The 24,372-nt window shown below is 38.2% G+C and carries 40 protein-coding genes and 1 rRNA gene; 39 read left to right on the top strand and 2 right to left on the bottom strand.

Annotated elements, in window-relative coordinates; translation table 11 throughout:
* Positions 1-11: 11 nt before the first annotated feature.
* From rplB to PY093_RS12665, 36 genes are all read left to right on the top strand, one after another.
* Complete coding sequence (gene rplB, locus PY093_RS12840) at positions 12-842, top strand: 50S ribosomal protein L2 (RefSeq protein WP_275646269.1); 831 nt, start codon at positions 12-14, stop codon at positions 840-842.
* A gap of 57 nt (positions 843-899) precedes the next feature.
* A complete protein-coding gene (rpsS, locus tag PY093_RS12835) occupies positions 900-1,178 on the top strand; it encodes a 30S ribosomal protein S19 (protein WP_275646268.1) in 279 nt (92 codons plus the stop codon).
* Positions 1,179-1,195: 17 nt separating this feature from the next.
* Positions 1,196-1,537, top strand: a complete 342-nt coding sequence (rplV, locus tag PY093_RS12830) for a 50S ribosomal protein L22 (RefSeq protein ID WP_275646267.1) — start codon at positions 1,196-1,198, stop codon at positions 1,535-1,537.
* A gap of 3 nt (positions 1,538-1,540) precedes the next feature.
* On the top strand, positions 1,541-2,197 hold the full coding sequence (gene rpsC, locus PY093_RS12825; protein ID WP_275646266.1) for a 30S ribosomal protein S3: 657 nt from the start codon (positions 1,541-1,543) through the stop codon (positions 2,195-2,197).
* Between the two features lie 2 nt (positions 2,198-2,199).
* Positions 2,200-2,631 carry a 50S ribosomal protein L16 gene (rplP, locus tag PY093_RS12820; protein WP_275646265.1) on the top strand — a complete coding sequence of 144 codons (432 nt, stop codon included), beginning with the start codon at positions 2,200-2,202 and terminating at the stop codon, positions 2,629-2,631.
* Positions 2,624-2,830 carry a 50S ribosomal protein L29 gene (gene rpmC, locus PY093_RS12815; protein ID WP_275646264.1) on the top strand — a complete coding sequence of 69 codons (207 nt, stop codon included), beginning with the start codon at positions 2,624-2,626 and terminating at the stop codon, positions 2,828-2,830. The genes rplP and rpmC overlap by 8 nt, the downstream gene beginning before the upstream one ends.
* A 22-nt stretch (positions 2,831-2,852) precedes the next feature.
* On the top strand, positions 2,853-3,116 hold the full coding sequence (rpsQ, locus tag PY093_RS12810) for a 30S ribosomal protein S17 (RefSeq protein ID WP_275646263.1): 264 nt from the start codon (positions 2,853-2,855) through the stop codon (positions 3,114-3,116).
* A 42-nt stretch (positions 3,117-3,158) separates the two neighbouring features.
* A complete protein-coding gene (gene rplN / locus PY093_RS12805; protein ID WP_058000134.1) occupies positions 3,159-3,527 on the top strand; it encodes a 50S ribosomal protein L14 in 369 nt (122 codons plus the stop codon).
* A gap of 39 nt (positions 3,528-3,566) precedes the next feature.
* A complete protein-coding gene (gene rplX / locus PY093_RS12800; RefSeq protein WP_275646262.1) occupies positions 3,567-3,878 on the top strand; it encodes a 50S ribosomal protein L24 in 312 nt (103 codons plus the stop codon).
* A gap of 21 nt (positions 3,879-3,899) precedes the next feature.
* Entirely contained in the window at positions 3,900-4,439 is a 540-nt protein-coding gene (rplE, locus tag PY093_RS12795) for a 50S ribosomal protein L5 (RefSeq protein WP_275646261.1), read from the top strand.
* Positions 4,440-4,452: 13 nt separating this feature from the next.
* The gene (gene rpsN / locus PY093_RS12790) at positions 4,453-4,638 is read left to right on the top strand and encodes a 30S ribosomal protein S14 (protein ID WP_026673509.1); all 186 of its coding nucleotides are present in this window, start codon (positions 4,453-4,455) and stop codon (positions 4,636-4,638) included.
* A 31-nt stretch (positions 4,639-4,669) separates the two neighbouring features.
* Positions 4,670-5,068: a 30S ribosomal protein S8 gene (rpsH, locus tag PY093_RS12785; protein ID WP_275646260.1), complete on the top strand. Its 399-nt coding sequence runs from the start codon at positions 4,670-4,672 to the stop codon at positions 5,066-5,068.
* Between the two features lie 30 nt (positions 5,069-5,098).
* Positions 5,099-5,635, top strand: a complete 537-nt coding sequence (rplF, locus tag PY093_RS12780; protein ID WP_275646259.1) for a 50S ribosomal protein L6 — start codon at positions 5,099-5,101, stop codon at positions 5,633-5,635.
* 32 nt (positions 5,636-5,667) lie between these two features.
* Positions 5,668-6,030 (top strand): 50S ribosomal protein L18, encoded by a 363-nt coding sequence (gene rplR, locus PY093_RS12775; protein ID WP_275646258.1) that lies wholly within the window; start codon positions 5,668-5,670, stop codon positions 6,028-6,030.
* 21 nt (positions 6,031-6,051) lie between these two features.
* Positions 6,052-6,552 carry a 30S ribosomal protein S5 gene (gene rpsE, locus PY093_RS12770; RefSeq protein WP_275646257.1) on the top strand — a complete coding sequence of 167 codons (501 nt, stop codon included), beginning with the start codon at positions 6,052-6,054 and terminating at the stop codon, positions 6,550-6,552.
* 14 nt (positions 6,553-6,566) lie between these two features.
* On the top strand, positions 6,567-6,749 hold the full coding sequence (rpmD, locus tag PY093_RS12765) for a 50S ribosomal protein L30 (RefSeq protein ID WP_275646256.1): 183 nt from the start codon (positions 6,567-6,569) through the stop codon (positions 6,747-6,749).
* Positions 6,750-6,779: 30 nt separating this feature from the next.
* A complete protein-coding gene (gene rplO / locus PY093_RS12760; protein WP_275646255.1) occupies positions 6,780-7,220 on the top strand; it encodes a 50S ribosomal protein L15 in 441 nt (146 codons plus the stop codon).
* Positions 7,220-8,512, top strand: coding sequence for a preprotein translocase subunit SecY (gene secY, locus PY093_RS12755; protein ID WP_275646254.1), 1,293 nt, complete (start codon positions 7,220-7,222; stop codon positions 8,510-8,512). Before rplO ends, secY begins: the two co-directional genes overlap by 1 nt.
* A 59-nt stretch (positions 8,513-8,571) precedes the next feature.
* On the top strand, positions 8,572-9,225 hold the full coding sequence (locus tag PY093_RS12750) for an adenylate kinase (RefSeq protein ID WP_275646253.1): 654 nt from the start codon (positions 8,572-8,574) through the stop codon (positions 9,223-9,225).
* Positions 9,222-9,968: a type I methionyl aminopeptidase gene (gene map / locus PY093_RS12745; protein WP_275646252.1), complete on the top strand. Its 747-nt coding sequence runs from the start codon at positions 9,222-9,224 to the stop codon at positions 9,966-9,968. The genes PY093_RS12750 and map overlap by 4 nt, the downstream gene beginning before the upstream one ends.
* A 16-nt stretch (positions 9,969-9,984) precedes the next feature.
* On the top strand, positions 9,985-10,305 hold the full coding sequence (locus PY093_RS12740; protein WP_275646251.1) for a KOW domain-containing RNA-binding protein: 321 nt from the start codon (positions 9,985-9,987) through the stop codon (positions 10,303-10,305).
* Complete coding sequence (gene infA / locus PY093_RS12735; RefSeq protein ID WP_010285101.1) at positions 10,298-10,516, top strand: translation initiation factor IF-1; 219 nt, start codon at positions 10,298-10,300, stop codon at positions 10,514-10,516. Before PY093_RS12740 ends, infA begins: the two co-directional genes overlap by 8 nt.
* A gap of 32 nt (positions 10,517-10,548) precedes the next feature.
* Positions 10,549-10,662: a 50S ribosomal protein L36 gene (gene rpmJ, locus PY093_RS12730; RefSeq protein WP_003156543.1), complete on the top strand. Its 114-nt coding sequence runs from the start codon at positions 10,549-10,551 to the stop codon at positions 10,660-10,662.
* 23 nt (positions 10,663-10,685) lie between these two features.
* Positions 10,686-11,051: a 30S ribosomal protein S13 gene (gene rpsM / locus PY093_RS12725; RefSeq protein ID WP_275646250.1), complete on the top strand. Its 366-nt coding sequence runs from the start codon at positions 10,686-10,688 to the stop codon at positions 11,049-11,051.
* A gap of 19 nt (positions 11,052-11,070) precedes the next feature.
* A complete protein-coding gene (gene rpsK, locus PY093_RS12720) occupies positions 11,071-11,460 on the top strand; it encodes a 30S ribosomal protein S11 (RefSeq protein WP_275646249.1) in 390 nt (129 codons plus the stop codon).
* A gap of 184 nt (positions 11,461-11,644) precedes the next feature.
* On the top strand, positions 11,645-12,589 hold the full coding sequence (locus tag PY093_RS12715; RefSeq protein ID WP_275646248.1) for a DNA-directed RNA polymerase subunit alpha: 945 nt from the start codon (positions 11,645-11,647) through the stop codon (positions 12,587-12,589).
* Positions 12,590-12,664: 75 nt separating this feature from the next.
* Positions 12,665-13,027 carry a 50S ribosomal protein L17 gene (gene rplQ / locus PY093_RS12710; protein ID WP_275646247.1) on the top strand — a complete coding sequence of 121 codons (363 nt, stop codon included), beginning with the start codon at positions 12,665-12,667 and terminating at the stop codon, positions 13,025-13,027.
* A 261-nt stretch (positions 13,028-13,288) separates the two neighbouring features.
* Positions 13,289-14,125, top strand: a complete 837-nt coding sequence (locus tag PY093_RS12705) for an energy-coupling factor ABC transporter ATP-binding protein (protein WP_275646307.1) — start codon at positions 13,289-13,291, stop codon at positions 14,123-14,125.
* Positions 14,101-14,964 carry an energy-coupling factor ABC transporter ATP-binding protein gene (locus PY093_RS12700; RefSeq protein ID WP_275646246.1) on the top strand — a complete coding sequence of 288 codons (864 nt, stop codon included), beginning with the start codon at positions 14,101-14,103 and terminating at the stop codon, positions 14,962-14,964. Before PY093_RS12705 ends, PY093_RS12700 begins: the two co-directional genes overlap by 25 nt.
* 2 nt (positions 14,965-14,966) lie before the next feature.
* Positions 14,967-15,761 (top strand): energy-coupling factor transporter transmembrane component T family protein, encoded by a 795-nt coding sequence (locus PY093_RS12695; protein WP_275646245.1) that lies wholly within the window; start codon positions 14,967-14,969, stop codon positions 15,759-15,761.
* A 12-nt stretch (positions 15,762-15,773) separates the two neighbouring features.
* Positions 15,774-16,517: a tRNA pseudouridine(38-40) synthase TruA gene (truA, locus tag PY093_RS12690; RefSeq protein ID WP_275646244.1), complete on the top strand. Its 744-nt coding sequence runs from the start codon at positions 15,774-15,776 to the stop codon at positions 16,515-16,517.
* Between the two features lie 137 nt (positions 16,518-16,654).
* Entirely contained in the window at positions 16,655-17,092 is a 438-nt protein-coding gene (gene rplM, locus PY093_RS12685) for a 50S ribosomal protein L13 (protein ID WP_275646243.1), read from the top strand.
* A gap of 20 nt (positions 17,093-17,112) precedes the next feature.
* Complete coding sequence (gene rpsI / locus PY093_RS12680; RefSeq protein ID WP_275646242.1) at positions 17,113-17,505, top strand: 30S ribosomal protein S9; 393 nt, start codon at positions 17,113-17,115, stop codon at positions 17,503-17,505.
* Between the two features lie 425 nt (positions 17,506-17,930).
* A complete protein-coding gene (locus tag PY093_RS12675; protein ID WP_275646241.1) occupies positions 17,931-18,371 on the top strand; it encodes a YbaK family protein in 441 nt (146 codons plus the stop codon).
* A gap of 65 nt (positions 18,372-18,436) precedes the next feature.
* A complete protein-coding gene (cwlD, locus tag PY093_RS12670) occupies positions 18,437-19,150 on the top strand; it encodes an N-acetylmuramoyl-L-alanine amidase CwlD (RefSeq protein ID WP_275646240.1) in 714 nt (237 codons plus the stop codon).
* A gap of 369 nt (positions 19,151-19,519) precedes the next feature.
* Complete coding sequence (locus PY093_RS12665; RefSeq protein ID WP_275646239.1) at positions 19,520-20,569, top strand: Mrp/NBP35 family ATP-binding protein; 1,050 nt, start codon at positions 19,520-19,522, stop codon at positions 20,567-20,569.
* Positions 20,570-20,916: 347 nt separating this feature from the next.
* On the opposite strand, the gene gerD is transcribed toward PY093_RS12665, so the two are convergent.
* Entirely contained in the window at positions 20,917-21,507 is a 591-nt protein-coding gene (gene gerD, locus PY093_RS12660; RefSeq protein WP_275646238.1) for a spore germination lipoprotein GerD, read from the bottom strand.
* 150 nt (positions 21,508-21,657) lie between these two features.
* Here gerD and PY093_RS12655 point away from each other — a divergent pair, with 150 nt between their 5' ends.
* The gene (locus PY093_RS12655; RefSeq protein WP_275646237.1) at positions 21,658-22,266 is read left to right on the top strand and encodes a KinB-signaling pathway activation protein; all 609 of its coding nucleotides are present in this window, start codon (positions 21,658-21,660) and stop codon (positions 22,264-22,266) included.
* Positions 22,267-22,434: 168 nt separating this feature from the next.
* Here PY093_RS12655 and pdaB read toward each other — a convergent pair whose 3' ends face one another.
* Positions 22,435-23,199, bottom strand: coding sequence for a polysaccharide deacetylase family sporulation protein PdaB (gene pdaB / locus PY093_RS12650; RefSeq protein ID WP_275646236.1), 765 nt, complete (start codon positions 23,197-23,199; stop codon positions 22,435-22,437).
* Positions 23,200-23,349: 150 nt separating this feature from the next.
* Between pdaB and PY093_RS12645 the strand changes: the two genes are divergently transcribed.
* Together PY093_RS12645 and PY093_RS12640 are read left to right on the top strand one after the other, a co-directional pair.
* Positions 23,350-23,580 carry a hypothetical protein gene (locus tag PY093_RS12645; RefSeq protein WP_275646235.1) on the top strand — a complete coding sequence of 77 codons (231 nt, stop codon included), beginning with the start codon at positions 23,350-23,352 and terminating at the stop codon, positions 23,578-23,580.
* A gap of 394 nt (positions 23,581-23,974) precedes the next feature.
* Positions 23,975-24,372 (top strand): 16S ribosomal RNA (locus tag PY093_RS12640); the annotation flags it as partial.

Raw genomic sequence — 24,372 nt, 5'->3', positions numbered from 1 at the left:
GGGAAATAGAGATGGCGATTAAAAAGTATAAACCAACCTCAAATGGTCGTCGTGGAATGACAGTTTCTGATTTTGCAGAAATTACAACTGACAGACCAGAAAAATCATTAGTTGCGCCTTTACACAGAAAAGGCGGTCGTAATAACCAAGGTAAATTAACTGTACGTCACCAAGGTGGCGGTCATAAGCGTCAATACCGTATTATCGATTTCAAACGCGATAAAGATGGTATACCAGGACGCGTTGCTACAATCGAATATGATCCAAATCGTTCGGCTAACATCGCACTTATCCATTATGCTGACGGTGAAAAACGTTACATCCTTGCTCCTAAAAACCTACAAGTTGGATTAGAAGTTATGGCAGGTCCGCAAGCGGATATTAAAGTTGGAAATGCACTTCCCCTTTCTAACATTCCTGTTGGTACAGTAATCCATAATGTAGAGTTGAAACCTGGGAAAGGCGGACAACTTGTTCGTTCTGCAGGAACTTCTGCACAAGTGCTTGGTAAGGAAGGTAAGTATGTACTTGTACGTTTGAACTCTGGTGAAGTACGTATGATTCTTGCTACTTGCCGCGCTTCAATCGGTCAAGTAGGTAACGAACAACACGAACTTATTAACATTGGTAAAGCAGGTCGTTCTCGTTGGTTAGGTAAACGCCCAACTGTACGTGGATCTGTAATGAACCCTAATGATCACCCACACGGTGGTGGAGAAGGTAAATCACCAATTGGACGTAAGTCACCAATGACTCCATGGGGTAAACCAACTCTTGGATTCAAAACTCGTAAGAAGAAAAATAAATCAGATAAGTTTATCGTACGTCGTCGTAAAAAATAACGGGGTTAAGCTACGGTTCAAGGGAACCGTAGAAAAATCGCGAAGGGAGGTTCACATATGGGTCGCAGCTTAAAAAAAGGACCTTTTGTTGATGATCACTTAATGAAAAAAGTAGAGAAATTGAATGTAACTGAAGGTAAACAAGTAGTAAAAACTTGGTCACGTCGTTCAACAATATTCCCTCAATTCATTGGTCACACAATTGCAGTTTATGATGGTCGCAAACACGTTCCTGTTTACGTTACTGAAGATATGGTTGGTCACAAATTAGGAGAATTTGCACCTACCCGTACGTATAAAGGACACGCAAATGACGATAAGAAAACAAGACGTTAATGAGAGGAGGCTTAAACATGCAAGCTAAAGCTGTCGCAAACACAGTTCGTATTGCTCCTCGTAAAGCTCGTTTAGTAGTAGATTTAATTCGAGGTAAGCAAGTAGGTGAAGCAGTTGCAATCCTACGACTAACACCAAAAGCTGCTTCTCCAATTGTAGAGAAAGTTCTTAACTCAGCAATTGCAAATGCAGAACATAACTATGAAATGGACGCTAATAACTTAGTGATTACAGATGCTTTTGTTAATGAAGGTCCAACATTGAAACGTTTCCGTCCACGTGCAATGGGACGTGCGTCTCAAATCAACAAACGTACGAGCCACATTACGATCGTGGTATCAGAAAAGAAGGAGGGATAATCAGTGGGTCAAAAAGTTAATCCTATAGGTCTGCGTATTGGTGTTATCCGTGATTGGGATTCAAAATGGTATGCAGGCAAAGATTATGCAGACTTATTACATGAAGACCTTAAAGTTCGTGAGTATATCGCTAAGCGTCTACATGATGCTTCAGTATCAAAAGTAGAAATCGAACGTGCGGCAAATCGTGTTAACGTGACTGTTCACACTGCAAAACCAGGTATGGTAATCGGTAAGGGTGGTACTGAAGTGGAAGCACTTCGTAAAGCGTTAAACCAATTAACTGGCAAACGTGTACACATCAACATCCTTGAAATTAAGAGAGCTGATATGGATGCAATTCTTGTTGCTGAAAATATTGCTCGCCAATTAGAAAACCGTATTTCATTCCGTCGTGCACAAAAACAAGCCATTCAACGTGCAATGCGCGCTGGTGCTAAAGGTATTAAAACAATGGTATCTGGACGTCTAGGCGGAGCGGATATCGCTCGTTCTGAACATTATAGTGAAGGAACAGTTCCTCTTCATACACTTCGTGCTGATATTGACTATGGCACTGCAGAAGCAGATACAACTTACGGTAAAATCGGTGTTAAAGTTTGGATTTATCGTGGAGAGGTCCTTCCTACGAAGAAGAAAACTGAGGAAGGAGGAAAATAATTATGTTAATGCCAAAACGCGTTAAGTATCGTAGAGAACACCGCGGGAAAATGCGTGGTCAAGCAAAAGGTGGTACCGAAGTACACTTTGGTGAGTATGGAATTCAAGCACTTGAAGCGTCTTGGATTACTAACCGTCAAATTGAGGCTGCTCGTATTGCAATGACTCGTTACATGAAACGTGGCGGTAAAGTATGGATTAAAATTTTCCCTTCTAAGCCGTTTACTGCAAAACCTCTTGAAGTACGTATGGGATCCGGTAAAGGTGCTCCAGAAGGTTGGGTAGCAGTTGTTAAACCTGGAAAAGTAATGTTCGAAATTTCAGGTGTTTCTGAAGAAGTAGCAAGAGAAGCACTTCGATTAGCATCTCATAAACTTCCAATCAGAACTAAGTTTGTAAAACGTGAAGAAATTGGTGGTGAATCAAATGAGTAATCCAAAAGAAATTCGTGACCTTACCACTGCTGAAATTGAACAAAAAGTAAAATCTTTAAAAGAAGAGCTTTTCAACTTACGCTTCCAGTTAGCTACTGGACAGCTTGAAAATACAGCTCGTATTCGTGAAGTACGTAAATCGATCGCTCGTATGAAAACTGTTATCCGTGAGAGAGAGATTGGCGTTAATAATCGATAACCAGAGAGGAGGGTTTGCTTAAATGAGTGAACGCAACCAACGCAAAGTCTACACTGGTCGTGTCGTGTCTGACAAAATGGATAAGACAGTCACAGTTCTTGTAGAAACCTATAAGAAGCATTCTCTTTACGGGAAACGCGTAAAGTATTCAAAAAAATTCAAAGCACATGATGAAAATAATGAAGCAAAAATTGGCGATATCGTGAAAATTATGGAGACTCGTCCATTATCCGCAACTAAACGCTTCCGTCTACTTGAAGTTGTGGAAAAAGCGGTTATTATCTAATAAATGTTCGGATAGATTACAAATCCGAAGGGAGGTTTCATAATGATTCAACAAGAAACTCGTTTGAAAGTAGCTGACAACTCTGGAGCTCGTGAAGTTCTTACTATTAAAGTTCTAGGTGGATCAGGTCGTAAGACAGCAAACATTGGTGATGTTATCGTTTGTACAGTAAAACAAGCAACACCAGGGGGCGTTGTTAAAAAAGGTGATGTAGTTAAAGCAGTTATTGTTCGTACAAAACGTGGAGTTCGTCGTAATGATGGTACTTACATCCGTTTTGATGAGAATGCTTGCGTAATTATCCGTGATGACAAGAGTCCACGTGGAACACGTATCTTCGGACCTGTAGCACGTGAATTACGTGACAGTAACTTTATGAAAATTGTTTCATTAGCTCCGGAAGTACTATAAATCGAAAATTATAAAGGCCTTTTAAGGAGGTGCAGTTAGATGCATGTAAAAAAGGGTGACAAAGTACAAGTTATCTCTGGTAAAGACAAAGGGAAACAAGGTGTAATCCTTGAAGCTTTCCCAAAGAAAAGCCGTGTTCTTGTAGAAGGTGTGAATATTGTTAAAAAACATTCAAAACCTTCACAAGCAAACCCACAAGGTGGAATCATCAGTCAAGAAGCACCTATCCATGTATCAAATGTAATGCCATTAGACCCTAAAACAAGTACTCCTACAAGAGTGGGTTATAGTGTTGTCGAAGGTAAAAAGGTACGTGTAGCAAAAAAATCTGGTGAATTATTAGACAAATAGTAAAAGAAAGGAGGTACTGAAATGAACCGCCTAAAAGAAAAATTACAAAAAGAAATTACACCTGCTTTAATGAGCAAGTTTAACTATAGTTCAGTTATGGAAGTTCCAAAACTTGAAAAGATCGTTATCAACATGGGTGTTGGTGATGCAGTAGCAAACTCAAAATCATTAGACAATGCAGTTGAAGAATTAGCTACAATAACTGGTCAAAAGCCTGTTGTAACTAAAGCAAAGAAATCGATCGCTGGTTTCCGTCTACGTGAAGGTATGCCTATCGGTGCAAAAGTTACGCTTCGTGGTGAGCGCATGTATGAATTCTTAGACAAACTAATTTCAGTTTCTCTTCCACGTGTTCGTGACTTCCGTGGTATTTCAAAGAAATCATTCGATGGCCGTGGAAACTACACTTTAGGTGTTAAAGAACAATTAATCTTCCCTGAGATTGATTACGATAAAGTAACTAAAGTACGCGGTATGGATATCGTTATTGTAACTACTGCTAAAACAGATGAAGAAGCTCGTGAGTTATTAACTGGGTTCGGAATGCCGTTCCAAAAGTAAAGGAGGCGATATCGTGGCTAAGAAATCGATGATTGCGAAACAAAAACGCGTTCAGAAATTTAAAGTACAAGAGTACACTCGATGTGAGCGTTGCGGACGTCCTCATTCTGTAATACGCAAATTCAAACTTTGCCGTATTTGTTTCCGTGAACTAGCTTATAAGGGTCAAATTCCTGGTGTTAAAAAAGCAAGTTGGTAAAACCCTATAATGGGAAGGAGGTAAAATTACTATGGTTATGACAGATCCTATTGCAGACATGCTTACTCGCATCCGTAATGCGAACATGGTACGTCACGAAAAATTAGAAATCCCAGCTTCAAAAATCAAGAGAGATATTGCTGAAATTTTAAAGCGTGAAGGTTTCGTTCGTGATGTTGAATACGTAGAAGATAATAAGCAAGGAATCATCCGTATTTTCTTAAAATATGGTGCTAACAACGAACGTGTTATCACAGGTCTAAAACGTATTAGTAAGCCTGGTCTACGCGTATATGCTAAAGCTGATGAGGTTCCTCGTGTATTAAACGGTTTAGGAATCGCAATTATTTCTACTTCACAAGGTGTTTTCACTGACAAAGAAGCTCGTCAAAAACAAGCTGGTGGAGAAGTATTAGGTTACGTTTGGTAATAAGCTTTTTAAAGAATGGAGGTGTAATAGATGTCACGTGTTGGTAAAAAAATATTAGAAATTCCAACTGGTGTTACTGTTACAAACAATGATAACACTGTTACTGTAAAAGGACCGAAAGGCGAACTTACTCGTACTTTCCACTCTGAAATTACAATTAATATAGAAGAGAACGTAGTTACCGTTACTCGTCCTACTGATAATAAAGAGCACCGTGCGCTTCATGGTACGACTCGAAGTATTCTTGGAAACATGGTTGAAGGTGTAGCAAAAGGTTACGAAAGAGGTCTTGAATTAGTAGGTGTCGGTTATCGTGCTTCTAAATCTGGTAACAAACTTGTTCTTAACGTTGGTTACTCACATCCAGTTGAAATCGTTCCTGAGGCTGGAGTTGAAGTAGAAGTACCAGCTAACACTAAGATCATTGTTAAAGGAATCGACAAAGAACGTGTTGGTGCATTAGCTGCTAATATTCGTGATGTAAGACCACCTGAGCCTTATAAAGGAAAAGGTATCCGTTACGAAGGTGAAAAAGTTCGTCGTAAAGAAGGTAAGACTGCGAAGTAATGCAGGATAGATAAAAGAAAGGAGTGACGTAGATGATTACGAAACCTGATAAAAATATAGTTCGTAAGAAAAGACATGCTCGTGTTCGTTCAAAATTATCAGGAACTGCTACACGCCCTCGTTTAAATGTGTATCGTTCAAATCAACACTTTTATGCTCAAGTAATCGATGATACAAATTCAGTTACGATTGCTAGTGCTTCAACTATAGAAAAAGATCTTAACCTAGACTCTACATCAAATTTAGCCGCTGCTGTTAAAGTTGGAGAGCTAGTTGCTAAGCGTGCTCAAGAAAAAGGTATTAAATCAGTTGTATTTGACCGCGGAGGATACCTTTATCACGGACGTATTAAAGCATTAGCAGATGCAGCACGTGAGGCTGGTCTAGAATTTTAATCAAAGAAGGAGGGATATAGTATGCGTCGCGTAGATCCAAATAAATTAGAGCTTGAAGAGCGTGTAGTTACAGTCAACCGCGTTGCGAAGGTAGTTAAAGGTGGACGTCGTTTCCGTTTTGCTGCATTAGTAGTAGTTGGCGACAAAAACGGACATGTAGGTTTTGGAACTGGTAAAGCACAAGAGGTTCCAGAAGCAATCCGTAAAGCTATTGAAGATGCTAAGAAGAATTTGATTACTGTACCTATGGTTGGAACTACAATTCCTCACCAAGTAATCGGACAATTTGGTGCTGGTAACATTCTACTTAAGCCTGCTTCTGAAGGTACAGGTGTTATCGCTGGTGGACCAGTTCGTGCTGTACTCGAATTAGCTGGTGTAAGTGATATCTTATCTAAATCATTAGGTTCAAACACACCAATCAATATGGTTCGTGCTACACTTTCTGGACTTAAGGAATTGAAGCGTGCTGAAGATGTAGCTAAGTTACGTGGTAAATCAGTAGAAGAACTGTTAGGATAAGGAGGGAACTTAAAATGGCAAACAAATTAGTAATTACCCTCACTCGTAGTGTAATAGGTCGTCCTGAAGATCAACGTGTAACTGTTCGCACACTAGGCTTAAATAAAATGCATCAAACTGTAGTTCACGATGACAATGCTGCGATTCGCGGTATGATTAATAAAGTTTCTCATCTAGTTACAGTTAAGGAACAATAATTGAATCTTCACAAATAAGGAGGTGCCCAAATGAAACTTCATGAATTAAAACCAGCAGAAGGTTCTCGTAAAACACGTAACCGTGTAGGTCGTGGTACAGGTTCTGGTAACGGGAAAACGGCTGGAAGAGGTCATAAAGGTCAAAATGCTCGTTCTGGTGGTGGTGTTCGTCCAGGATTTGAGGGTGGTCAAACACCTTTATTCCAACGTCTACCTAAACGTGGTTTCACTAACATTAACCGCAAGGACTTTGCAGTTGTTAACCTAGAGACCCTTAATCGTTTTGAAGACGGTACTGAAGTTACACCAGAACTTTTACTTGAAACTGGTGTAATTAGTAAACTAAATGCTGGCGTGAAAGTTCTTGCTAAAGGAACTCTTGAAAAGAAACTTAATGTGAGAGCTCATAAATTTTCCTCTGCCGCAAAAGAAGCTATTGAAGCTGCAGGCGGTCAAACTGAGGTGATTTAATGTTTCAGACAATCTCCAATTTTATGCGCGTGGGTGATATAAGAAACAAAATCATATTCACCCTTCTAATGTTAGTTATATTTAGAATTGGTACGTTCATACCAGTACCTAGTGTTAATGCTGATGTTTTGAAAATGAGCGATGAATTGAATGTGTTTGGTATTCTGAACACATTTGGTGGAGGCGCATTATATAACTTCTCTATTCTTGCAATGGGAATTATGCCATACATTACAGCATCCATCATTGTACAATTATTACAAATGGATGTTGTGCCAAAGTTTACAGAATGGTCAAAGCAAGGTGAAGTTGGTCGACGTAAATTAGCTCAGTTTACACGCTATGGTACAATTGTGCTAGGATTTATCCAGGCACTTGGTATGTCTTACGGTTTCAATAATTTAGCTGGCGGACAATTAATAGAAAATCCCGGTATAGGAACCTATTTGCTTATTGCTACAGTATTAACTGCAGGAACTGCATTTTTAATGTGGTTAGGCGAACAGATTACTGCAAAAGGAGTAGGTAATGGTATTTCTATCATTATCTTTGCAGGGATTGTGGCTGCTATTCCTACTACAGTGAATCAAATTTATGCTCAGCAATTTGGAGATGCAGGGGATCAACTATTCCTTCGTATTGTTACTGTCATTTTACTTCTATTAGCTGTTATTGCTATCGTTGTTGGAGTAATCTTTATACAACAAGCATTACGTAAGATTCCGATTCAATATGCTAAGCGTGTAGTTGCGAATAGCCCAGTTGGTGGTCATTCAACTCACCTACCGCTTAAAGTAAATGCAGCAGGAGTTATTCCAGTAATCTTTGCAGTTTCATTTATCATAACTCCACCAACTATCGCTTCGTTCTTTGGCCAAAATGATGTTACATTATGGATTCAAAGAACATTCGATTATACACAACCGGTCGGAATGATAATTTATGTTGCACTAATTGTCGCTTTTACGTATTTCTATACATTTGTTCAGGTAAACCCAGAACAAATGGCAGAAAATCTAAAGAAGCAAGGTGGATATATTCCAGGCATTCGGCCAGGAAAGAACACACAGGAATATGTAACACGTATTCTTTATAGACTTACTTTTGTTGGTGCGATATTCTTATCAGCAATTTCAGTTCTTCCTGTATTCTTTATAAAGTTTGCTGATTTACCACCTTCTGCACAAATTGGTGGAACAAGTTTACTAATCGTTGTTGGTGTTGCGCTTGAAACGATGAAAGGGCTTGAAAGTCAGCTTGTAAAACGTCATTACAAAGGCTTTATTAAATAAATGGTACTGGGAATCTTAGTTCCCAGAACCTGAATATAAGAGACTGAGGGGGAACAATCATGAACTTAGTATTAATGGGGCTTCCTGGTGCTGGTAAAGGTACTCAAGCTGAACGAATTGTTGATAACTATTCAATCCCTCATATCTCAACAGGAGATATGTTCCGTGCTGCGATAAAAGATGGAACACAACTAGGATTGAAGGCTAAATCATTTATGGATCAAGGTAACTTAGTTCCAGATGAAGTTACGATTGGAATTGTTCGTGAACGATTAAGTAAAGATGATTGTGAAAAAGGCTTTTTACTTGATGGATTTCCACGTACTGTTGCACAAGCAGAAGCTCTTGAGGAAATACTTACTGACTTAGGTAAGTCAATTGACTATGTGATTAACATAGACGTTGATGAAAACATCCTGATGGAGCGCTTAACTGGACGCCGTATTTGTAAGAGTTGTGGTTCAACCTATCATTTAGTATTTAACCCACCTGCGAATGTTGGGGTTTGTGATAAGTGTGGAGGAGAATTATATCAACGCGCTGACGACAATGCAGAGACAGTGGGTAACAGACTCGAGGTTAATCTAGAACAATCTAAGCCACTTCTTGCTTTTTATGAAACTAAAGGGTATCTTCGTAATATAAATGGCAGGCAACATATAGATAATGTATTTGTTGACGTGCAAGCTCTTCTTGGAGATTTGAACAAATGATCATATGTAAGACTGCACGTGAGATTGAAATCATGCGTGAAGCTGGTAGAATCGTTGCTCTTACTCATCAAGAATTGCAAAAACATATTATAGCTGGAATATCGACAAAAGAATTAGATGCAATTGCTGAGAAGTTTATCCTTTTGCATCGTGCAATACCATCTTTTAAAGGGTATAATGGTTTTCGCGGAAGCATCTGCGCTTCTGTAAACGAAGAGCTAGTACACGGGATACCAGGTGATCGAGTGCTTTGCGATGGGGATATTATTAGTATTGATATCGGTGCTAAGTATAATGGATACCATGGTGATTCAGCATGGACATATGCAGTTGGTACTATATCAGAAGAAAATCAGAAACTCCTAGAGGTTACCGAAGAATCACTTTATAAAGGTTTAAATGAAGCAAAACCTGGTGAGCGACTTTCCAATATCTCTCATGCAATTCAAACATTTGCCGAAGCCCATAACTTTTCAATCGTACGTGAGTATGTTGGTCATGGTGTTGGGCAAAACTTGCATGAAGATCCACAAATTCCTCATTATGGTCCGCCAAATAAGGGGCCACGATTAAAGCCAGGAATGGTACTTGCAATTGAACCGATGGTGAATGCAGGTAGTCGATACGTGAAAACGTTAGCTGATAACTGGACTGTTGTAACAGTCGATGGTAAAAGGTGTGCTCATTTTGAACATACAATTGCTATTACTGATACAGGGTACGAGATCCTAACAAAAGCCTAAGTGAAGGTGATAAGTTTTGCGCGAATCTGATTTGAGTCCACGCATAGGTCAGTTTGTTTTGATTACGGGGGGCAGAGATGCTGGACAGTATACCGTAATTATTGAAATTCTCGATGAACGCTTCGTTTTACTAGCAGATGGGGATAAGCGGAAGTTCAATAATCCTAAGAAGAAAAACATTAATCATCTTGAATTTTTTAATTGCGTATCTCCGGAAGTTCAGAGCAGTATTAATGAAACTGGTCGTGTGACAAACGGTAAACTCGCGTTTTCGTTAATGAAGTTTGTCAATGAGCACGTTACTGATTTGAAGAAGGGAGAACAATTCGATGGCTAAAGACGATGTAATTGAAGTTGAAGGTACTGTTGCAGAGACATTACCTAACGCAATGTTTAAGGTTGAATTAGAAAATGGTCACACTGTATTAGCACATGTATCTGGTAAAATTCGTATGCACTTCATCCGCATTTTACCTGGCGACAAAGTTACGGTAGAATTATCACCATATGACTTAACACGCGGTAGAATTACGTACCGATTCAAATAAATGCACTCCGTACTATCGAGGAGGTTTGAAAAATGAAAGTGAGACCATCTGTTAAGCCTATCTGCGAAAAATGTAAAGTTATTCGTAGAAAAGGGAAAGTAATGGTTATTTGTGAAAACCCGAAACATAAACAAAAACAAGGCTAATATACAAGGAGGTGTACGTATAAATGGCACGTATTGCTGGTGTTGATATTCCACGTGAAAAACGTGTAGTAATATCTTTAACATATATCTATGGTATCGGAACAACTACAGCTCAAAAAGTACTTGCAGAGGCTGGTGTTTCTACAGATACACGCGTTCGTGATTTAACTGAAGAAGAATTAGGAAAAATCCGTGAAGTAATTGATCGTCTTAAAGTAGAAGGTGACCTTCGTCGTGAAATTTCACTTAACGTTAAGCGTCTAATCGAAATTGGTTCTTACCGTGGTCTTCGTCACCGTCGCGGATTACCTGTTCGTGGTCAAAATACAAAAAACAATGCTCGTACACGTAAAGGTCCACGCCGTACTGTAGCAAATAAGAAAAAATAGTAAAGGAGGGAATTAGACAATGGCACGTAAAACGAATACTCGTAAACGTCGTGTGAAAAAGAATATTGAAGCTGGTATAGCTCATATCCGTTCAACATTCAACAACACAATTGTTACAATTACTGATGTTCATGGAAATGCAATTGCGTGGTCTAGTGCTGGATCTTTAGGTTTCAAAGGATCTCGTAAATCTACACCTTTCGCTGCCCAAATGGCTGCTGAAACTGCTGCAAAAGCTTCTGTTGATCATGGTATGAAAACTCTTGAAGTTACTGTAAAAGGTCCTGGTGCTGGTCGTGAAGCTGCAATCCGTAGCCTTCAAGCAGCAGGGTTAGAAGTTACAGCAATTAAAGACGTAACTCCAGTTCCTCATAACGGATGCCGTCCACCAAAACGTCGCCGTGTTTAATTTTTCTGTATAGATTTTGTATCCATGTCTATAATGGGTTATGATAAAGTAATTTATAAGTTCTTACAGAATTATTAATCAGTTGTTGTGCACATTCGGGAACTTACTTATAGGGAATTTCGGTTAGATATATAGAAAAGATGAATCTAGCCGGGGTTTCGACGTTTTGAAGGAGGGTTTATAAATGATCGAAATTGAAAAACCAAAAATCGAAACGGTTGAAATCAGCGAAGATACCAAGTTTGGTAAATTCGTGGTCGAGCCACTCGAGCGTGGATATGGTACAACATTGGGTAACTCCTTGCGTCGTATCCTATTATCTTCTCTCCCTGGTGCCGCTGTAACTTCTATTCAAATAGATAGTGTACTGCATGAGTTCTCAACAATTGAAGGCGTCGTAGAAGATGTAACATCTATCATTTTAAATGTGAAAAAGCTGGCACTTAAAATCTATTCTGATGAAGAGAAGACGCTCGAAATTGATGTACAGGGTGAAGGATCAGTAACAGCAGCAGATATTACTCACGATAGTGACGTAGAAATTCTAAATCCTGACCTTCATATTGCTAACTTAGCAAAAGATGCACATTTTCGCGTGAGACTCACTGCTAGAAGAGGTCGTGGTTACAGCCCAGCTGTTGCTAATAAACGTGAAGATCAACCAATAGGTGTTATTCCTATTGATTCTATCTATACACCTGTATCACGTGTAACCTATCAAGTTGAAAATACACGTGTAGGACAAGTGTCGAACTTTGATAAGTTAACAATTGATGTATGGACTGACGGTAGTACTGGTCCAAAAGAAGCAGTTGCTCTTGGATCTAAAATCTTAACTGAGCATTTGAATATTTTTGTTGGACTAACTGATGAAGCCCAACACGCGGAAATTATGGTAGAAAAAGAAGAAGACCAAAAGGAAAAAGTTCTAGAAATGACAATTGAGGAACTTGATCTTTCAGTCCGTTCTTATAATTGCTTAAAGCGTGCAGGTATCAATACTGTTCAAGAACTTGCTCATAAGACAGAAGAAGATATGATGAAGGTTCGTAACCTTGGTCGAAAATCATTAGAAGAAGTTAAGGCTAAGCTTGAGGATTTAGGTTTAGGCTTACGTAAAGATGACTAGTTACGCATCTCGCTAACTAGGCATTTTCTTGTTTAATCTTCGGATTAATTGTTTCAACAAAGGAGGGAAATACTGATGTCATATGGTAAATTAGGACGTACAAGTTCACAACGTAAAGCATTACTACGTGATCTTACAACTGATTTAATTATCAATGAGCGTATTCAAACGACTGAAGCTCGTGCGAAGGAATTACGTTCAGTTGTTGAAAAAATGATTACTTTAGGTAAACGTGGTGACTTACATGCTCGTCGTCTAGCAGCTGCTTACATCCGTAATGAAGTTGCAAACGTTGAGTCTGGTCAAGATGCACTTCAAAAACTATTCAGTGATATTGCTACTCGCTATGAGGAGCGCCAAGGTGGATATACTCGTATTATGAAACTTGGACCTCGCCGTGGCGATGGTGCACCAATGGTTATTATTGAACTAGTTTAATTATTTACTTTTAAAAATTATAAGGGCGGGACAGTTTAAATAAACTTGTTCTATGCCCTTTTTTATTTGGCTATTAATCCTTCCTTCATAAAAGGAATATCAGTTTTTCATTTGAGGCCATATAGATGTAGTGACTTTTTCAACAACGTTTAGTAGAGTAGAGTGTAGAATTATTTGGTAGAACTTGTTGTTTTAACTTTTGGTTGTTTATGCGATCATAGTTTTTTTAAGTTAGAATAGAGAGGGTAGATTAGTATGGGGATGGAAAAAAGCATACTTGTAGTTGATCGTTTATCTTTTCAATACGACGATTCAGGCTATGCGTTAAAAGATGTATCATTTTCTATCACTAAAGGTGAATGGCTAGCAATCGTTGGTCATAACGGTTCAGGTAAATCAACATTGGCTAAGATTCTTAATGGCCTGTTGTTACCTCAAAGAGGAACTGTTTCTGTGGGTAGTACACTACTAACGGAAGACTCAATTTGGGAAATTAGAAAAAAAATTGGGATGGTTTTTCAAAATCCAGATAATCAATTTGTAGGGACCACCGTTAGAGATGACGTTGCATTTGGATTAGAAAATAATGGTGTTCCTCGAGAAGAGATGTTAATACGTATGGATAAAGCAATTAAAATGGTTAAAATGGAAACATTTATCGATAGTGAACCCCATAACCTTTCAGGTGGTCAAAAACAACGAGTGGCCATTGCAGGAGTACTTGCAGTTTTGCCTGAATTAATTATTTTAGATGAAGCGACATCTATGCTAGATCCCAAAGGGCGTGAGGAAGTACTTAAAATAGTACGCAAACTTAAAGAAGAGACAAATATGACTGTTATATCTATTACACATGACTTAGATGAGGCAGCAAAGGCTGATCGTATCATTGTAATGAAAAAAGGTGAGATTTATGCAGAGGGGACTCCAGAGGATATATTTACACTTGATCAAGAACTTGTTGCGATTGGTTTAGACATTCCGTTTTCAGTGAAGCTTAGTAAAGTATTAAGGGCAAATGGAATACCAATTACGAAATATCATTTAAATGAAGAGGATTTGGTGAATGAATTATGGACATTACGTTTAATAAATTAGAACATAAATACCAACCTCATTCACCCTTTGAACGCCTTGCCTTATATGATATTAATTCTGCCATTTCTTCAGGCTCTTACGTTGCAATAATCGGTCATACTGGGTCAGGTAAGTCTACAATTCTACAACATTTAAACGGGTTGTTAAAGCCTACTTCTGGATCTATTACGATAGGTACGCAAACGATAGACCCAACAAAGAAACCAAAAGATTTGAAACAGCTCCGAAAAAAGGTAGGCATCGTCTTTCAATTTCCCGAACATCAGTTATTTGAAGAAACAATAGAGAAGGATATATGTTTTGGACCAATGAACTTTGGGGTTTCAGAAAAAGATGCAAGAGAAAAAGCAAGAAAAGTAATTGAGATGGTTGGCCTTTCTGAAGAGTATTTACAGAAGTCTCCTTTTGATTTAAGTGGGGGGCAGATGAGAAGAGTTGCAATAGCGGGGGTATTAGCAATGGAACCAGAGGTGTTAGTGCTCGATGAACCGACTGCTGGATTAGACCCTAGAGGTAGAAGAGAAATCATGGATTTATTTTATAAGCTCCATCAGGATCAAAATATAACTACCATTCTAGTTACACATAGCATGGAGGATGCGGCATTATATGCTGATGATATTATTGTATTAAATAAAGGGACTATAATGATACAAGGCTCACCATTAGAGGTGTTTTCAGAAACTGAGAAACTTGTTAAAGTAGGCTTGGATGTTCCAGAGGTCGTTCGCTTTAAGGTATTACTAGAGCAGAAGTTTGGTACGACCCTTTCTTCTCCATGTATAAATCAAGAGGATCTTGTAAAAGCTGTCCAGACTTTAGTAAGAGGTGAAGCGTAGTAATGCAGAGCATGATAATAGGTAAATATGTTCCTGGCACTTCTCTTATTCATAGAATGGACCCCCGTGCCAAACTTTTAATGATTTTCTTCTATGTTTTTATTGTTTTTTTAGCAAACAATTTTATCACCTATGCATTTTTGGGAACGATAACATTTACAATTGTTTTTCTTACCGGTATTCATATCCGCTTTCTACTTGCAGGATTAAAACCAATACTATGGATTATTATTTTTACCTTTTTGTTGCAAATATTTATGACCAAAGGGGGAGATATTATAGTCTCGTTAGGCTGGTTAGATATTTATGAAGAGGGACTTAAGCAGGGGATATTTATCGCGCTACGGTTTTTATTCTTAATATTAATGACCACGTTATTAACACTGACGAGTACACCTATTGAAATAACGGATGGAATGGAAGCTTTATTATCACCATTTAAAAGAATAGGTCTTCCTGTACATGAATTAGCTTTAATGATGTCTATATCTTTACGATTCATTCCTACTCTAATGCAGGAGACAGAGAAGATAATAAAAGCTCAATCTGCCCGTGGAGCAGACTTTACAAGTGGTCCAATAAAAGATCGAGTAAAAGCAATCGTACCTCTATTAGTCCCTTTGTTTATTAGTTCCTTTAAGCGTGCTGAAGATTTAGCAACCGCAATGGAAGCTAGAGGCTATCGGGGTGGGGAAGGTAGAACGAAGTACCGCAAACTCGAATGGGGAATAATCGATACTGCAATACTATCCTTACTTTTTCTTACAGCCGTTTGTCTTTTTCTATTACGTGGATAATGGGGTAGATTTATGGAACGTTTAAAATGTATTATTTCTTATGATGGATCTGCTTTTTCAGGATACCAATTACAGCCAAATAAAAGGACTGTACAATTAGAAATTGAGAATACACTATCTAAGCTTCATAAGGGGAATATAATAAAGGTAGTTGCATCAGGAAGAACAGATGCAACTGTTCACGCTGTTGGACAAGTCATTCACTTTGATACATCATTAACAATTCCTGTTGATCGATGGAAGAAAGCTCTTAATTCACTATTACCAAAAGATATAGCTGTAGTTCATATTGAGAAAGTAAATGAGGCGTTTCACGCTCGATTTGATGTGCAATCGAAAGAGTATCGTTATAAGCTACTTACTTCAGCTGATCAGGATGTCTTTAAAAGGCATTATAGTTATCATTTCCCCTATCCTTTAGACCTAGATTTAATAGATGAAGCAATAATATATTTGTTAGGTGAGCATGACTTTACTAGCTTTTGCTCGGCGAAAACAGAAGTTAAGGATAAGGTTCGGACAATTTTTGAGATCGATTATTATAAAGAAGAGGATGAGCTGATCTTTCGATTTGTCGGCAATGGTTTCCTTTATAATATGGTGAGAATAATAGTTGGAACTCTTCTGGAAGTTGGGCAAAAAAAAACCATGCCTGTAGAGATAAAAAATATTTTAGCACAAAAGAACCGTGGATTTGCTGGGAAAACAGCCCCAGGTCATGGGCTTTATTTATGGAAAGTTCACTATGACAACTAATCCTGGTGTAACATCTTCTTGACATTATCTGTACAAAGTTATATCATATCCTATGGTATGTATTTTAACCCCACGATTAGCCCCGGAATTAATCGTGTTGAAATAAACCAAGTTTATTATAATTAGGAGGGAAACTAATGCGTACGACGTTTATGGCAAATGCCAATAATATAGAGCGTAAATGGTACGTTGTGGACGCTGAAGGTCAAACTTTAGGTCGTCTTGCAAGTGAAGTAGCAGCAATTTTACGTGGTAAAAACAAACCAACTTTCACACCAAATGTTGACACTGGTGATAATGTAATCATCATCAACGCTGAGAAAATTGAATTAACAGGAAAGAAATTAACAGACAAAATCTACTACCGTCACAGTCAATTCCCTGGTGGATTAAAGTCTAGAACAGCATTAGAAATGCGCACAAACTACCCTGAGAAAATGTTAGAGCTTGCTATCAAAGGTATGCTTCCAAAGAATTCTCTTGGTCGTCAAACGTTCAAAAAGCTACATGTTTATAGCGGTAGCGAACATCCACATACAGCACAACAACCTGAAGTTTACGAACTTCGCGGTTAATTAATAAGGAGGGTATTATATTGGCACAGGTACAATATTATGGCACTGGTCGTCGTAAGAGCTCTGTAGCACGTGTACGCTTAGTTCCTGGCGACGGACGCATTGTAATCAATAATCGTGATATCGCAGATTATATTCCATTTGAGGCATTAAGAGAAGTTGTTAAACAACCTCTTAATGCAACTGAAACAGTAGGTAACTATGATATTCTTGTAAGTGTTAAAGGTGGAGGCTATACTGGCCAAGCTGGAGCAATTCGTCATGGTATCTCACGTGCATTACTTTTAGTTGATCCTGAATACCGTGGAACACTAAAACGTGCAGGCCTATTAACTCGTGACGCACGTATGAAAGAACGTAAGAAGTACGGACTTAAAGGTGCACGTCGCGCGCCACAGTTCTCAAAACGTTAATTTTCGTTTATACAAAAAACCAGTCCTTTGGCTGGTTTTTTATTTGTTTAGGAATTTATAAAATTGTAAGGTTGTGTATAACTTCGTGTCTCTGTCTATCTACGTCTAGCTCCAGGCGCCATCGGACCTGAGGCCATAAGCCATTTCCTTTAAGAAGGAAAAAACCACCATCTTGAATAAACCGTCTTATGCTTGACTTGCACAGGATGTGCTGATGTCGATATTCGCCACAGGACGTGGCGGGTTTTAATCGACGCACAGATAAGCGGGCGCGCCTTGCGCTTTTCTTATTTGCTTGGATTTCGCTATAATCTATGCAAAATTACTCCTTATATTTACATTAGTTACTCAAAATTGCCATCTAAGTACACGTATATTCAGTAAGGGCAGTAAGAAACTAGTTAAAGAAGGGGGGATTACACGCTATGAATGTAATTACAACTTTTAAAGATAAACGTAGAGAAAAACAAATCACATATGAGAGAAAAATGTTACGGGAACTCTCGTTAGAGGTGTTAAAGAAAGGTGTAAATGAGCAATTTGGAAGTCTTTTTAGAAATGGCATGTTTGCACGTGCAATCGAGGATGGCTGTGTAGATATTGCCATCGAGGCGTATTTAGTAGGATCCAAATACGGTAAATTCGGCTACCATGGGGAATCCCTCGAGCAAGTTAAAAATAGATGCTATTTTGAAGAGAAGTATTTAACAGACACCTTATTTGATTTTTTGACGTATTGGGGACAAATTGGTGACAATGACTTTGTTAATGAATCATTATATTATACCTGTGAGCATTATGTTGATCAATGGTGGGTAGAGGGCTTTTATAAGAGCGAAAAAAGATATCGACTTAGACTACATTAAATTTAACATAAACTTTCTTCTTGTCCCATATAGTTAATAGAAGGGACTAGCAGGAGGGGGAAGAAGTGAAGAAAAAGTTAAAAATCGGAGGATTTATAACCGGATTTATATTATTATTTGTTTTATTTCAATATCAGTTTTTAGATAATGATTCATTAAACCCTTGGAATTTGCCGTTAACAGGGAAGATTATCGTTTTAGATCCAGGTCATGGTGGTCCAGATGGCGGTGCCGATAGTGGTGACCTGTTCGAAAAAGACATTTCATTAAAGATCACACTAAAAATCCGTGATTTCTTGCAGGAGCAAGGCGCACTAGTCATTATGACACGTGAAACGGACACAGACCTCGCAACAGAAAGTACTAGGGGCTATAGCCGGCGTAAGGTTGAGGATTTAAAAAAACGTGTAAATCTAATTAATGAATCTGATGCTGATTTATTTATAAGTATACATTTAAATGCAATACCTTCACCAAAGTGGAGTGGAGCCCAAACATTTTATTATCGCACATATAAAGAAAATGAAGACCTAGCAAAATATATTCAAGATGAGCTACGTACAAATTTAGAAAATACATCACGCAAGGCAAAAAGCATTAATAGCGTCTATCTTTTAAAAAATGCAAATAAACCGGGAGCGCTTGTCGAAGTTGGTTTCCTATCAAATGAAACTGAAAAACAATTATTAGTACAAGAGCATTACCAAGAAAAGGTGGCTGCATCCATATATAGGGGTATATTACGTTATGCTTCAAATGAAACAAATCCTCCAGACTAAGTGGAGGTTATTTTTTTGTATTATCAGAATTTATAAGTTGAGCCATTTTGTATTAAGATAAAGTATAAAATTTTGTACCTAGTATGTGTCTAGCTCCGGGTACCATAGGCTCTATCGTATAAGCCAATCCGGAAGGTTAAATAACAACCTTCCAAGCCAGCTCAGCTTACGCTTGACTTGCTCAGAGTGTGCTGATGTCGATGTTCGCAACAGGACGTCGCGGGTTTTAATCGACGGACCGATATGCGGTTACCCTGCGCTTTTCTTAGGAATTGCTCATAGCAAAAGGTATGAGCTTCATCACACTCTAGCTTTGGACTAATGTGATATACTATTGAAAACTAATTCATTTTATAGGTGGTGCATATAATGTTAACTGAACAAAGCGTAGTACAAGTACTACACAATTTAAAAGATCCATTTCTACATAAAACATTAGCAGAAACAAACGGTATTCAAGAAATAAAGATAAAAGAAGAGAAAAACCATGTGAGTGTAAAAATTGCACTAGCTAAAACAGGTACTGCTGAGCAAATGCAGTTACAAGGTGTTATTGTAGCTAAGTTGAAGGAAGCAGGGGCTGAATCAGTAGGACTACGATTTACCGATTTACCACAGGAAGAGCTAGCGAAGCATAAAAGTGATGCAGGGCAAGGCTCTAATTCATCGTTATCTCCAGGTAATGAACCTACCTTTATTGCAATCGCAAGTGGTAAGGGTGGAGTAGGAAAATCAACTGTATCTGTAAACCTAGCTGTATCATTAGCGCGATTGGGCAAGAAGGTTGGTTTGGTTGATGCAGATATTTATGGATTTAGTGTTCCGGATATGATGGGTATTACCAAACGTCCTGTAGTACGAGGAGAGAAGATTGTCCCGGTAGAGAGACTTGGCATTAAGGTTATCTCAATGGGCTTCTTTGTAGAAGATAATTCACCAGTCATTTGGCGTGGACCAATGCTTGGAAAGATGTTGAATAATTTCTTCAATGACGTTGAATGGGGCGAATTAGATTATATCCTCTTAGACCTTCCGCCAGGAACAGGGGATGTAGCACTTGATGTTCATACAATGCTTCCTTCTTGTAAAGAAATTATTGTTACAACACCACATCCTACTGCAGCATTCGTTGCTGCGAGAGCGGGTGCGATGGCCCTGCGTACAGACCACGAAATAATTGGTGTTATTGAGAATATGTCTTACTTTGAAAGTAAAGTTACCGGCGAAAAGGAATATGTATTCGGTAAGGGTGGGGGAGAGAAGCTAGCAGAGGAACTACACACAACTCTACTTGGACAGCTTCCTTTGCAGCAACCTGATTGGAACGAAGATGACTTTGCACCTTCTGTATACGATGTTGATCATCGTGTAGGAAAAGAATACTTGGATATTGCAAAAAAGATAGTAAGCTCACTATAAAATCAAAAACACCCAGTCAATGACTGGGTGTTTTTGAAAAGATAAGAAAGTGTACCTAGTTTTAGTGTCAAGCTCCGGGCGCCAGACTCTATGGCATAAGCCTGTCTAGCTCCAGCGCCTAGAAACGAGGGGAAACTTCAACTCCTCCTATAGAAGCAAAGAACGCTTCTTTCGGCGAAGTCTTCGAAGCACACGATGTGCAAGTGTCGACAATGCCACAGGACGTGGCGGGTTTTAATCGACGCTCCTATAGGCGGACGCCCTGCGCTTTTCTTAAAAGGTAAGAAAGTATAAAAGTTTGTACCTAGTTTTTAGTGTCTAGCTCCGGGCGCCCTGCGCTTTTCTTATTAACTTTCTTTTCCGCCGCCTTCTTCTTTCTTTTCGGCTTTTTCAGTTTGTATTTCTTCAGCGCCTTTAATAAGAAGTTCCTGCATCTTTGCTTTGAAAAGCGGACTTTCAAGTGTTTCGGTGATTACGGTTTGCATATGAGCTCTCATTTCTTGGCTACGAAGAACTTTATTCATTTCCTCTTCCATTTCAGGGTTTTTAAGAATTTCCATCATCATCTTTTGGTAATCGGGATCTTTCATTAGTTCTTTTATAATCTTTTCGTGTTCACTTTGCATACTCTTAGCAAAGCTTTCGACGAATTTTGGATCCTCAAAATTTTTCTGCCAAAACTCTGCTCCCTTATCTGATGTTAATGTCTCTTGAATTGATTTAGTTACAACAGCTTGATCCATTACTAATTTTTGCTGCATTTTGTCGTCAGTCAGAATTTCATCTATAGCCTTTTTTCCATCATCGGTTTTGAGTATATCTACAACCATCTTTTTTGTTTCTTCATAATCCAAGCGTTGATTTCCTTGTTCTCTAGGGGCACACCCAATAATTATTAGAAAGCAACTAAATATGAGGAGCGACATCCTTTTTTTCATATCTATAAGCTCCTTTCAAAAATCCCTTATCCTTAATATGAGATTTTACAATAAAATTATGCATTGAAACTTCGTGTATAACTGGCATTTTATTGCTTTGGTTGGTACAATCATTAAGTAAAATTTATCTTAAAGGTGGAGGATAACACTGTGAATAGTCGAAATTGGGTTCGATTGTTTATTTCTACACTCCTAGTCGGAGCGTTAAGTACTGCGATTGTCGGCTTCGCTGTGAAATGGGACGAGTATAGTGAACTTTTTGTAAGTTTTGATCTCATTGAGATACTCTCTATTTTACTATGGCTAATTGGTGTAGGATTTATTTTTAGTATAATTAGCCAAATGGGCTTTTTTGCTTATTTAACTGTACACCGTTTTGGATTAGGAATTTTTCGCAGTTTATGGAATCCAGTTCAGTTAGTGCTAATAGCATTTGTATTCTTTGATTTGGTCTATTTCCGTTATCAGGTCTTTGCAACTAAAGGAGAATCTTTAAATTCCTATATAGGTACAGCACTTTTACTATTACTTTTGTCCTTAGTTATTGCCTATTACAAAATGAAACAAACGAATAAACACGCATTTGTTCCGGCACTCTTTTTTATGTATGTAGTGACAACCATTGAGTGGTTTCCAGCGTTAAGAGTTAATGAAGAAAGCTGGTTATATCTAATGTTGCTACCACTATTAATTTGTAATGCATACCAACTCCTTATACTTCACAGGCTAAACACTGCTACAAATGCAAAAAAAGGTTGATCCTCGAGATCAGCCTTTTTTAAAAGATAAGAAAGTATAAAAGTTTGTACCTAGTTTTAGTGTCTAGCTCCGGGCTCCATCGACTCTATGGTATAAGCCAATCCGTCCGGAAGGTAAAGAACAACCTTCCAGCCGGCTTTTCTTATTCATTTAACTTCTTTGTTGTGACTACTTAATTTCTTCGCTTTTCGCATCAGCATTTGCGATGATGTCTGAGATAGATGAATTGGTATATCCTTTTTGTTTTAATGTTTTTATGATTGCAGGTAATGCCTGATTTGTTTGCTTTGCAGAATCAGATGCGTGAAGTAGTACTATGTCTCCACCCTTCAATTTAGTCGTAACGTTTTCGACGATTTTATTAACCCCGGGATTTGTCCAATCTTTTGAATCGATACTCCAATGAACAACAGTAAAGCCAAGCGAATTAGCTACTTTTAATACTCTTTTATCAAAGTTTCCTGTTGGTGGCCTAACTAGGTTAACCTTTTTCACCCCTAGAGTTTTAAAAACTTCCTGTGCTTGTAAGAGATCTTTTTTAATCTTTGTATCCTCGAGTTCAAGATAATTTTTCCATTGATAACCCATACTTCCAATTTCGTGACCATCCTCGATAATACGTTTTACGATATCAGGATGTCTCTCAGCCCATGAAGCTGATAAAAAAAATGTGGCATTTTTAATTCCTTCAGTTTTCAATTGATCAAGAATAGGCAGTGCCTTTGTATCACCCCAGCTAATATCGAAGGTAAGTGAAATTTTCTTGTCTGCCTGTTCTCCTTTATAAATTGCCTTTGGACCATCTGCGGTTGAGAACACTGGAAAAAGCAAGCCGTTTTCTATATATAAAATGCCTGCAGTGAAGAATGATGCAACCAGAATGATCATAGTTTGCTTAACCTTTTTACCATTTAAGATAAAGAAAAAATTCATAAAGCCCCCTCCTGAATACTTAACTGTCCTTGTCTACATAGTATGCTTGTCAATCTAATATATGAATGAATTGGCTTGTAGTAGATAAAAAAATCATAAAATTTATATTTATGGAAATAACTAGAATTAAATTAATGTTGAGGTGAAAATATGCTTGGATTATTGGTAAATTATAAAGAAATGAAAGAGATAGAATATGTATTGAAGCGTGAGATGGAGGAAATTCTCCATGATATTGAAGAACCAAGGATTGATCATATAGTAAAAAGAGCAATGGAAGAAAGGTATCAGATTTTATTTAACTTATTTAGAAAGATTGCATCACCAAGTGAATGCACCAAATATATTAGAGTAAAAAAAGTTAGGAGAAACGGTTCATAAATAGAAGTGAAAAGCTGTTCAGATTTTATGGACAGCTTTTCTTAGTAAGTGGAGTAGAATTATAATTACACTAACTCCATATGACAATATAAAATACATGAATAAAATTCAATTTGAAGTATTGACTTTTAAATTCTATCTTGATATAGTAATAAAAGTCGCTGTTACGTTTTTTTTAAACAGCAAAAACATTTAAAAAATGGTTGATTTAATTATAACGGCCATGTTATATTAATAAAGTCGCTTACAGGCGATATTGTAAAAAAGTTCTTTGAAAACTGAACACAACACAAACGTCAATGTTTGTTTTAAAAAACGAAGTAATGAACACCGATTAAGAACGTCACGTCCTGTGACAACATCGATGTCAGCACTTCCATGTGCTAGTTCAACTCTATTGGAGAGTTTGATCCTGGCTCAGGACGAACGCTGGCGGCGTGCCTAATACATGCAAGTCGAGCGGTTCTTAGAAAGCTTGCTTTCTAAGAATAGCGGCGGACGGGTGAGTAACACGTGGGCAACCTACCTATAAGACTGGGATAACTTCGGGAAACCGGAGCTAATACCGGATAATATAAGAGATTACATGGTCTTTTATTGAAAGATGGCTTCTTGCTATCACTTATAGATGGGCCCGCGGCGCATTAGCTAGTTGGTGAGGTAATGGCTCACCAAGGCGACGATGCGTAGCCGACCTGAGAGGGTGATCGGCCACACTGGGACTGAGACACGGCCCAGACTCCTACGGGAGGCAGCAGTAGGGAATCTTCCGCAATGGACGAAAGTCTGACG

Source organism: Cytobacillus sp. S13-E01, assembly GCF_029193815.1.
Taxonomy (GTDB): Bacteria; Bacillota; Bacilli; order Bacillales; family Bacillaceae_L; genus Bacillus_BV.
This window is presented reverse-complemented; position numbering and strand designations above follow the sequence as displayed.

Excerpts from the sequence above, each read along its gene's own strand:
- infA (WP_010285101.1), top strand. The coding sequence starts at position 10,298 with ATGGCTAAAGACGATGTAATTGAAGTTGAAGGTACTGTTGCAGAGACA.
- rpsM (WP_275646250.1), top strand. The coding sequence starts at position 10,686 with ATGGCACGTATTGCTGGTGTTGATATTCCACGTGAAAAACGTGTAGTA.
- rpsS (WP_275646268.1), top strand. The coding sequence starts at position 900 with ATGGGTCGCAGCTTAAAAAAAGGACCTTTTGTTGATGATCACTTAATG.
- gerD (WP_275646238.1), bottom strand. The coding sequence starts at position 21,507 with ATGAAAAAAAGGATGTCGCTCCTCATATTTAGTTGCTTTCTAATAATT.
- rplQ (WP_275646247.1), top strand. The coding sequence starts at position 12,665 with ATGTCATATGGTAAATTAGGACGTACAAGTTCACAACGTAAAGCATTA.
- map (WP_275646252.1), top strand. The coding sequence starts at position 9,222 with ATGATCATATGTAAGACTGCACGTGAGATTGAAATCATGCGTGAAGCT.
- truA (WP_275646244.1), top strand. The coding sequence starts at position 15,774 with ATGGAACGTTTAAAATGTATTATTTCTTATGATGGATCTGCTTTTTCA.
- rplF (WP_275646259.1), top strand. The coding sequence starts at position 5,099 with ATGTCACGTGTTGGTAAAAAAATATTAGAAATTCCAACTGGTGTTACT.
- pdaB (WP_275646236.1), bottom strand. The coding sequence starts at position 23,199 with ATGAATTTTTTCTTTATCTTAAATGGTAAAAAGGTTAAGCAAACTATG.
- PY093_RS12645 (WP_275646235.1), top strand. The coding sequence starts at position 23,350 with ATGCTTGGATTATTGGTAAATTATAAAGAAATGAAAGAGATAGAATAT.
- rplV (WP_275646267.1), top strand. The coding sequence starts at position 1,196 with ATGCAAGCTAAAGCTGTCGCAAACACAGTTCGTATTGCTCCTCGTAAA.
- rplN (WP_058000134.1), top strand. The coding sequence starts at position 3,159 with ATGATTCAACAAGAAACTCGTTTGAAAGTAGCTGACAACTCTGGAGCT.
- rplO (WP_275646255.1), top strand. The coding sequence starts at position 6,780 with ATGAAACTTCATGAATTAAAACCAGCAGAAGGTTCTCGTAAAACACGT.
- rpmD (WP_275646256.1), top strand. The coding sequence starts at position 6,567 with ATGGCAAACAAATTAGTAATTACCCTCACTCGTAGTGTAATAGGTCGT.
- PY093_RS12715 (WP_275646248.1), top strand. The coding sequence starts at position 11,645 with ATGATCGAAATTGAAAAACCAAAAATCGAAACGGTTGAAATCAGCGAA.
- rpsK (WP_275646249.1), top strand. The coding sequence starts at position 11,071 with ATGGCACGTAAAACGAATACTCGTAAACGTCGTGTGAAAAAGAATATT.
- rplR (WP_275646258.1), top strand. The coding sequence starts at position 5,668 with ATGATTACGAAACCTGATAAAAATATAGTTCGTAAGAAAAGACATGCT.
- rplB (WP_275646269.1), top strand. The coding sequence starts at position 12 with ATGGCGATTAAAAAGTATAAACCAACCTCAAATGGTCGTCGTGGAATG.
- secY (WP_275646254.1), top strand. The coding sequence starts at position 7,220 with ATGTTTCAGACAATCTCCAATTTTATGCGCGTGGGTGATATAAGAAAC.
- rpsH (WP_275646260.1), top strand. The coding sequence starts at position 4,670 with ATGGTTATGACAGATCCTATTGCAGACATGCTTACTCGCATCCGTAAT.
- PY093_RS12700 (WP_275646246.1), top strand. The coding sequence starts at position 14,101 with ATGGACATTACGTTTAATAAATTAGAACATAAATACCAACCTCATTCA.
- rpsE (WP_275646257.1), top strand. The coding sequence starts at position 6,052 with ATGCGTCGCGTAGATCCAAATAAATTAGAGCTTGAAGAGCGTGTAGTT.
- rpmC (WP_275646264.1), top strand. The coding sequence starts at position 2,624 with ATGAGTAATCCAAAAGAAATTCGTGACCTTACCACTGCTGAAATTGAA.
- rplM (WP_275646243.1), top strand. The coding sequence starts at position 16,655 with ATGCGTACGACGTTTATGGCAAATGCCAATAATATAGAGCGTAAATGG.
- PY093_RS12665 (WP_275646239.1), top strand. The coding sequence starts at position 19,520 with ATGTTAACTGAACAAAGCGTAGTACAAGTACTACACAATTTAAAAGAT.
- PY093_RS12675 (WP_275646241.1), top strand. The coding sequence starts at position 17,931 with ATGAATGTAATTACAACTTTTAAAGATAAACGTAGAGAAAAACAAATC.
- rplX (WP_275646262.1), top strand. The coding sequence starts at position 3,567 with ATGCATGTAAAAAAGGGTGACAAAGTACAAGTTATCTCTGGTAAAGAC.
- PY093_RS12705 (WP_275646307.1), top strand. The coding sequence starts at position 13,289 with ATGGAAAAAAGCATACTTGTAGTTGATCGTTTATCTTTTCAATACGAC.
- rplP (WP_275646265.1), top strand. The coding sequence starts at position 2,200 with ATGTTAATGCCAAAACGCGTTAAGTATCGTAGAGAACACCGCGGGAAA.
- rpmJ (WP_003156543.1), top strand. The coding sequence starts at position 10,549 with ATGAAAGTGAGACCATCTGTTAAGCCTATCTGCGAAAAATGTAAAGTT.
- PY093_RS12695 (WP_275646245.1), top strand. The coding sequence starts at position 14,967 with ATGCAGAGCATGATAATAGGTAAATATGTTCCTGGCACTTCTCTTATT.
- PY093_RS12750 (WP_275646253.1), top strand. The coding sequence starts at position 8,572 with ATGAACTTAGTATTAATGGGGCTTCCTGGTGCTGGTAAAGGTACTCAA.
- rpsQ (WP_275646263.1), top strand. The coding sequence starts at position 2,853 with ATGAGTGAACGCAACCAACGCAAAGTCTACACTGGTCGTGTCGTGTCT.
- rplE (WP_275646261.1), top strand. The coding sequence starts at position 3,900 with ATGAACCGCCTAAAAGAAAAATTACAAAAAGAAATTACACCTGCTTTA.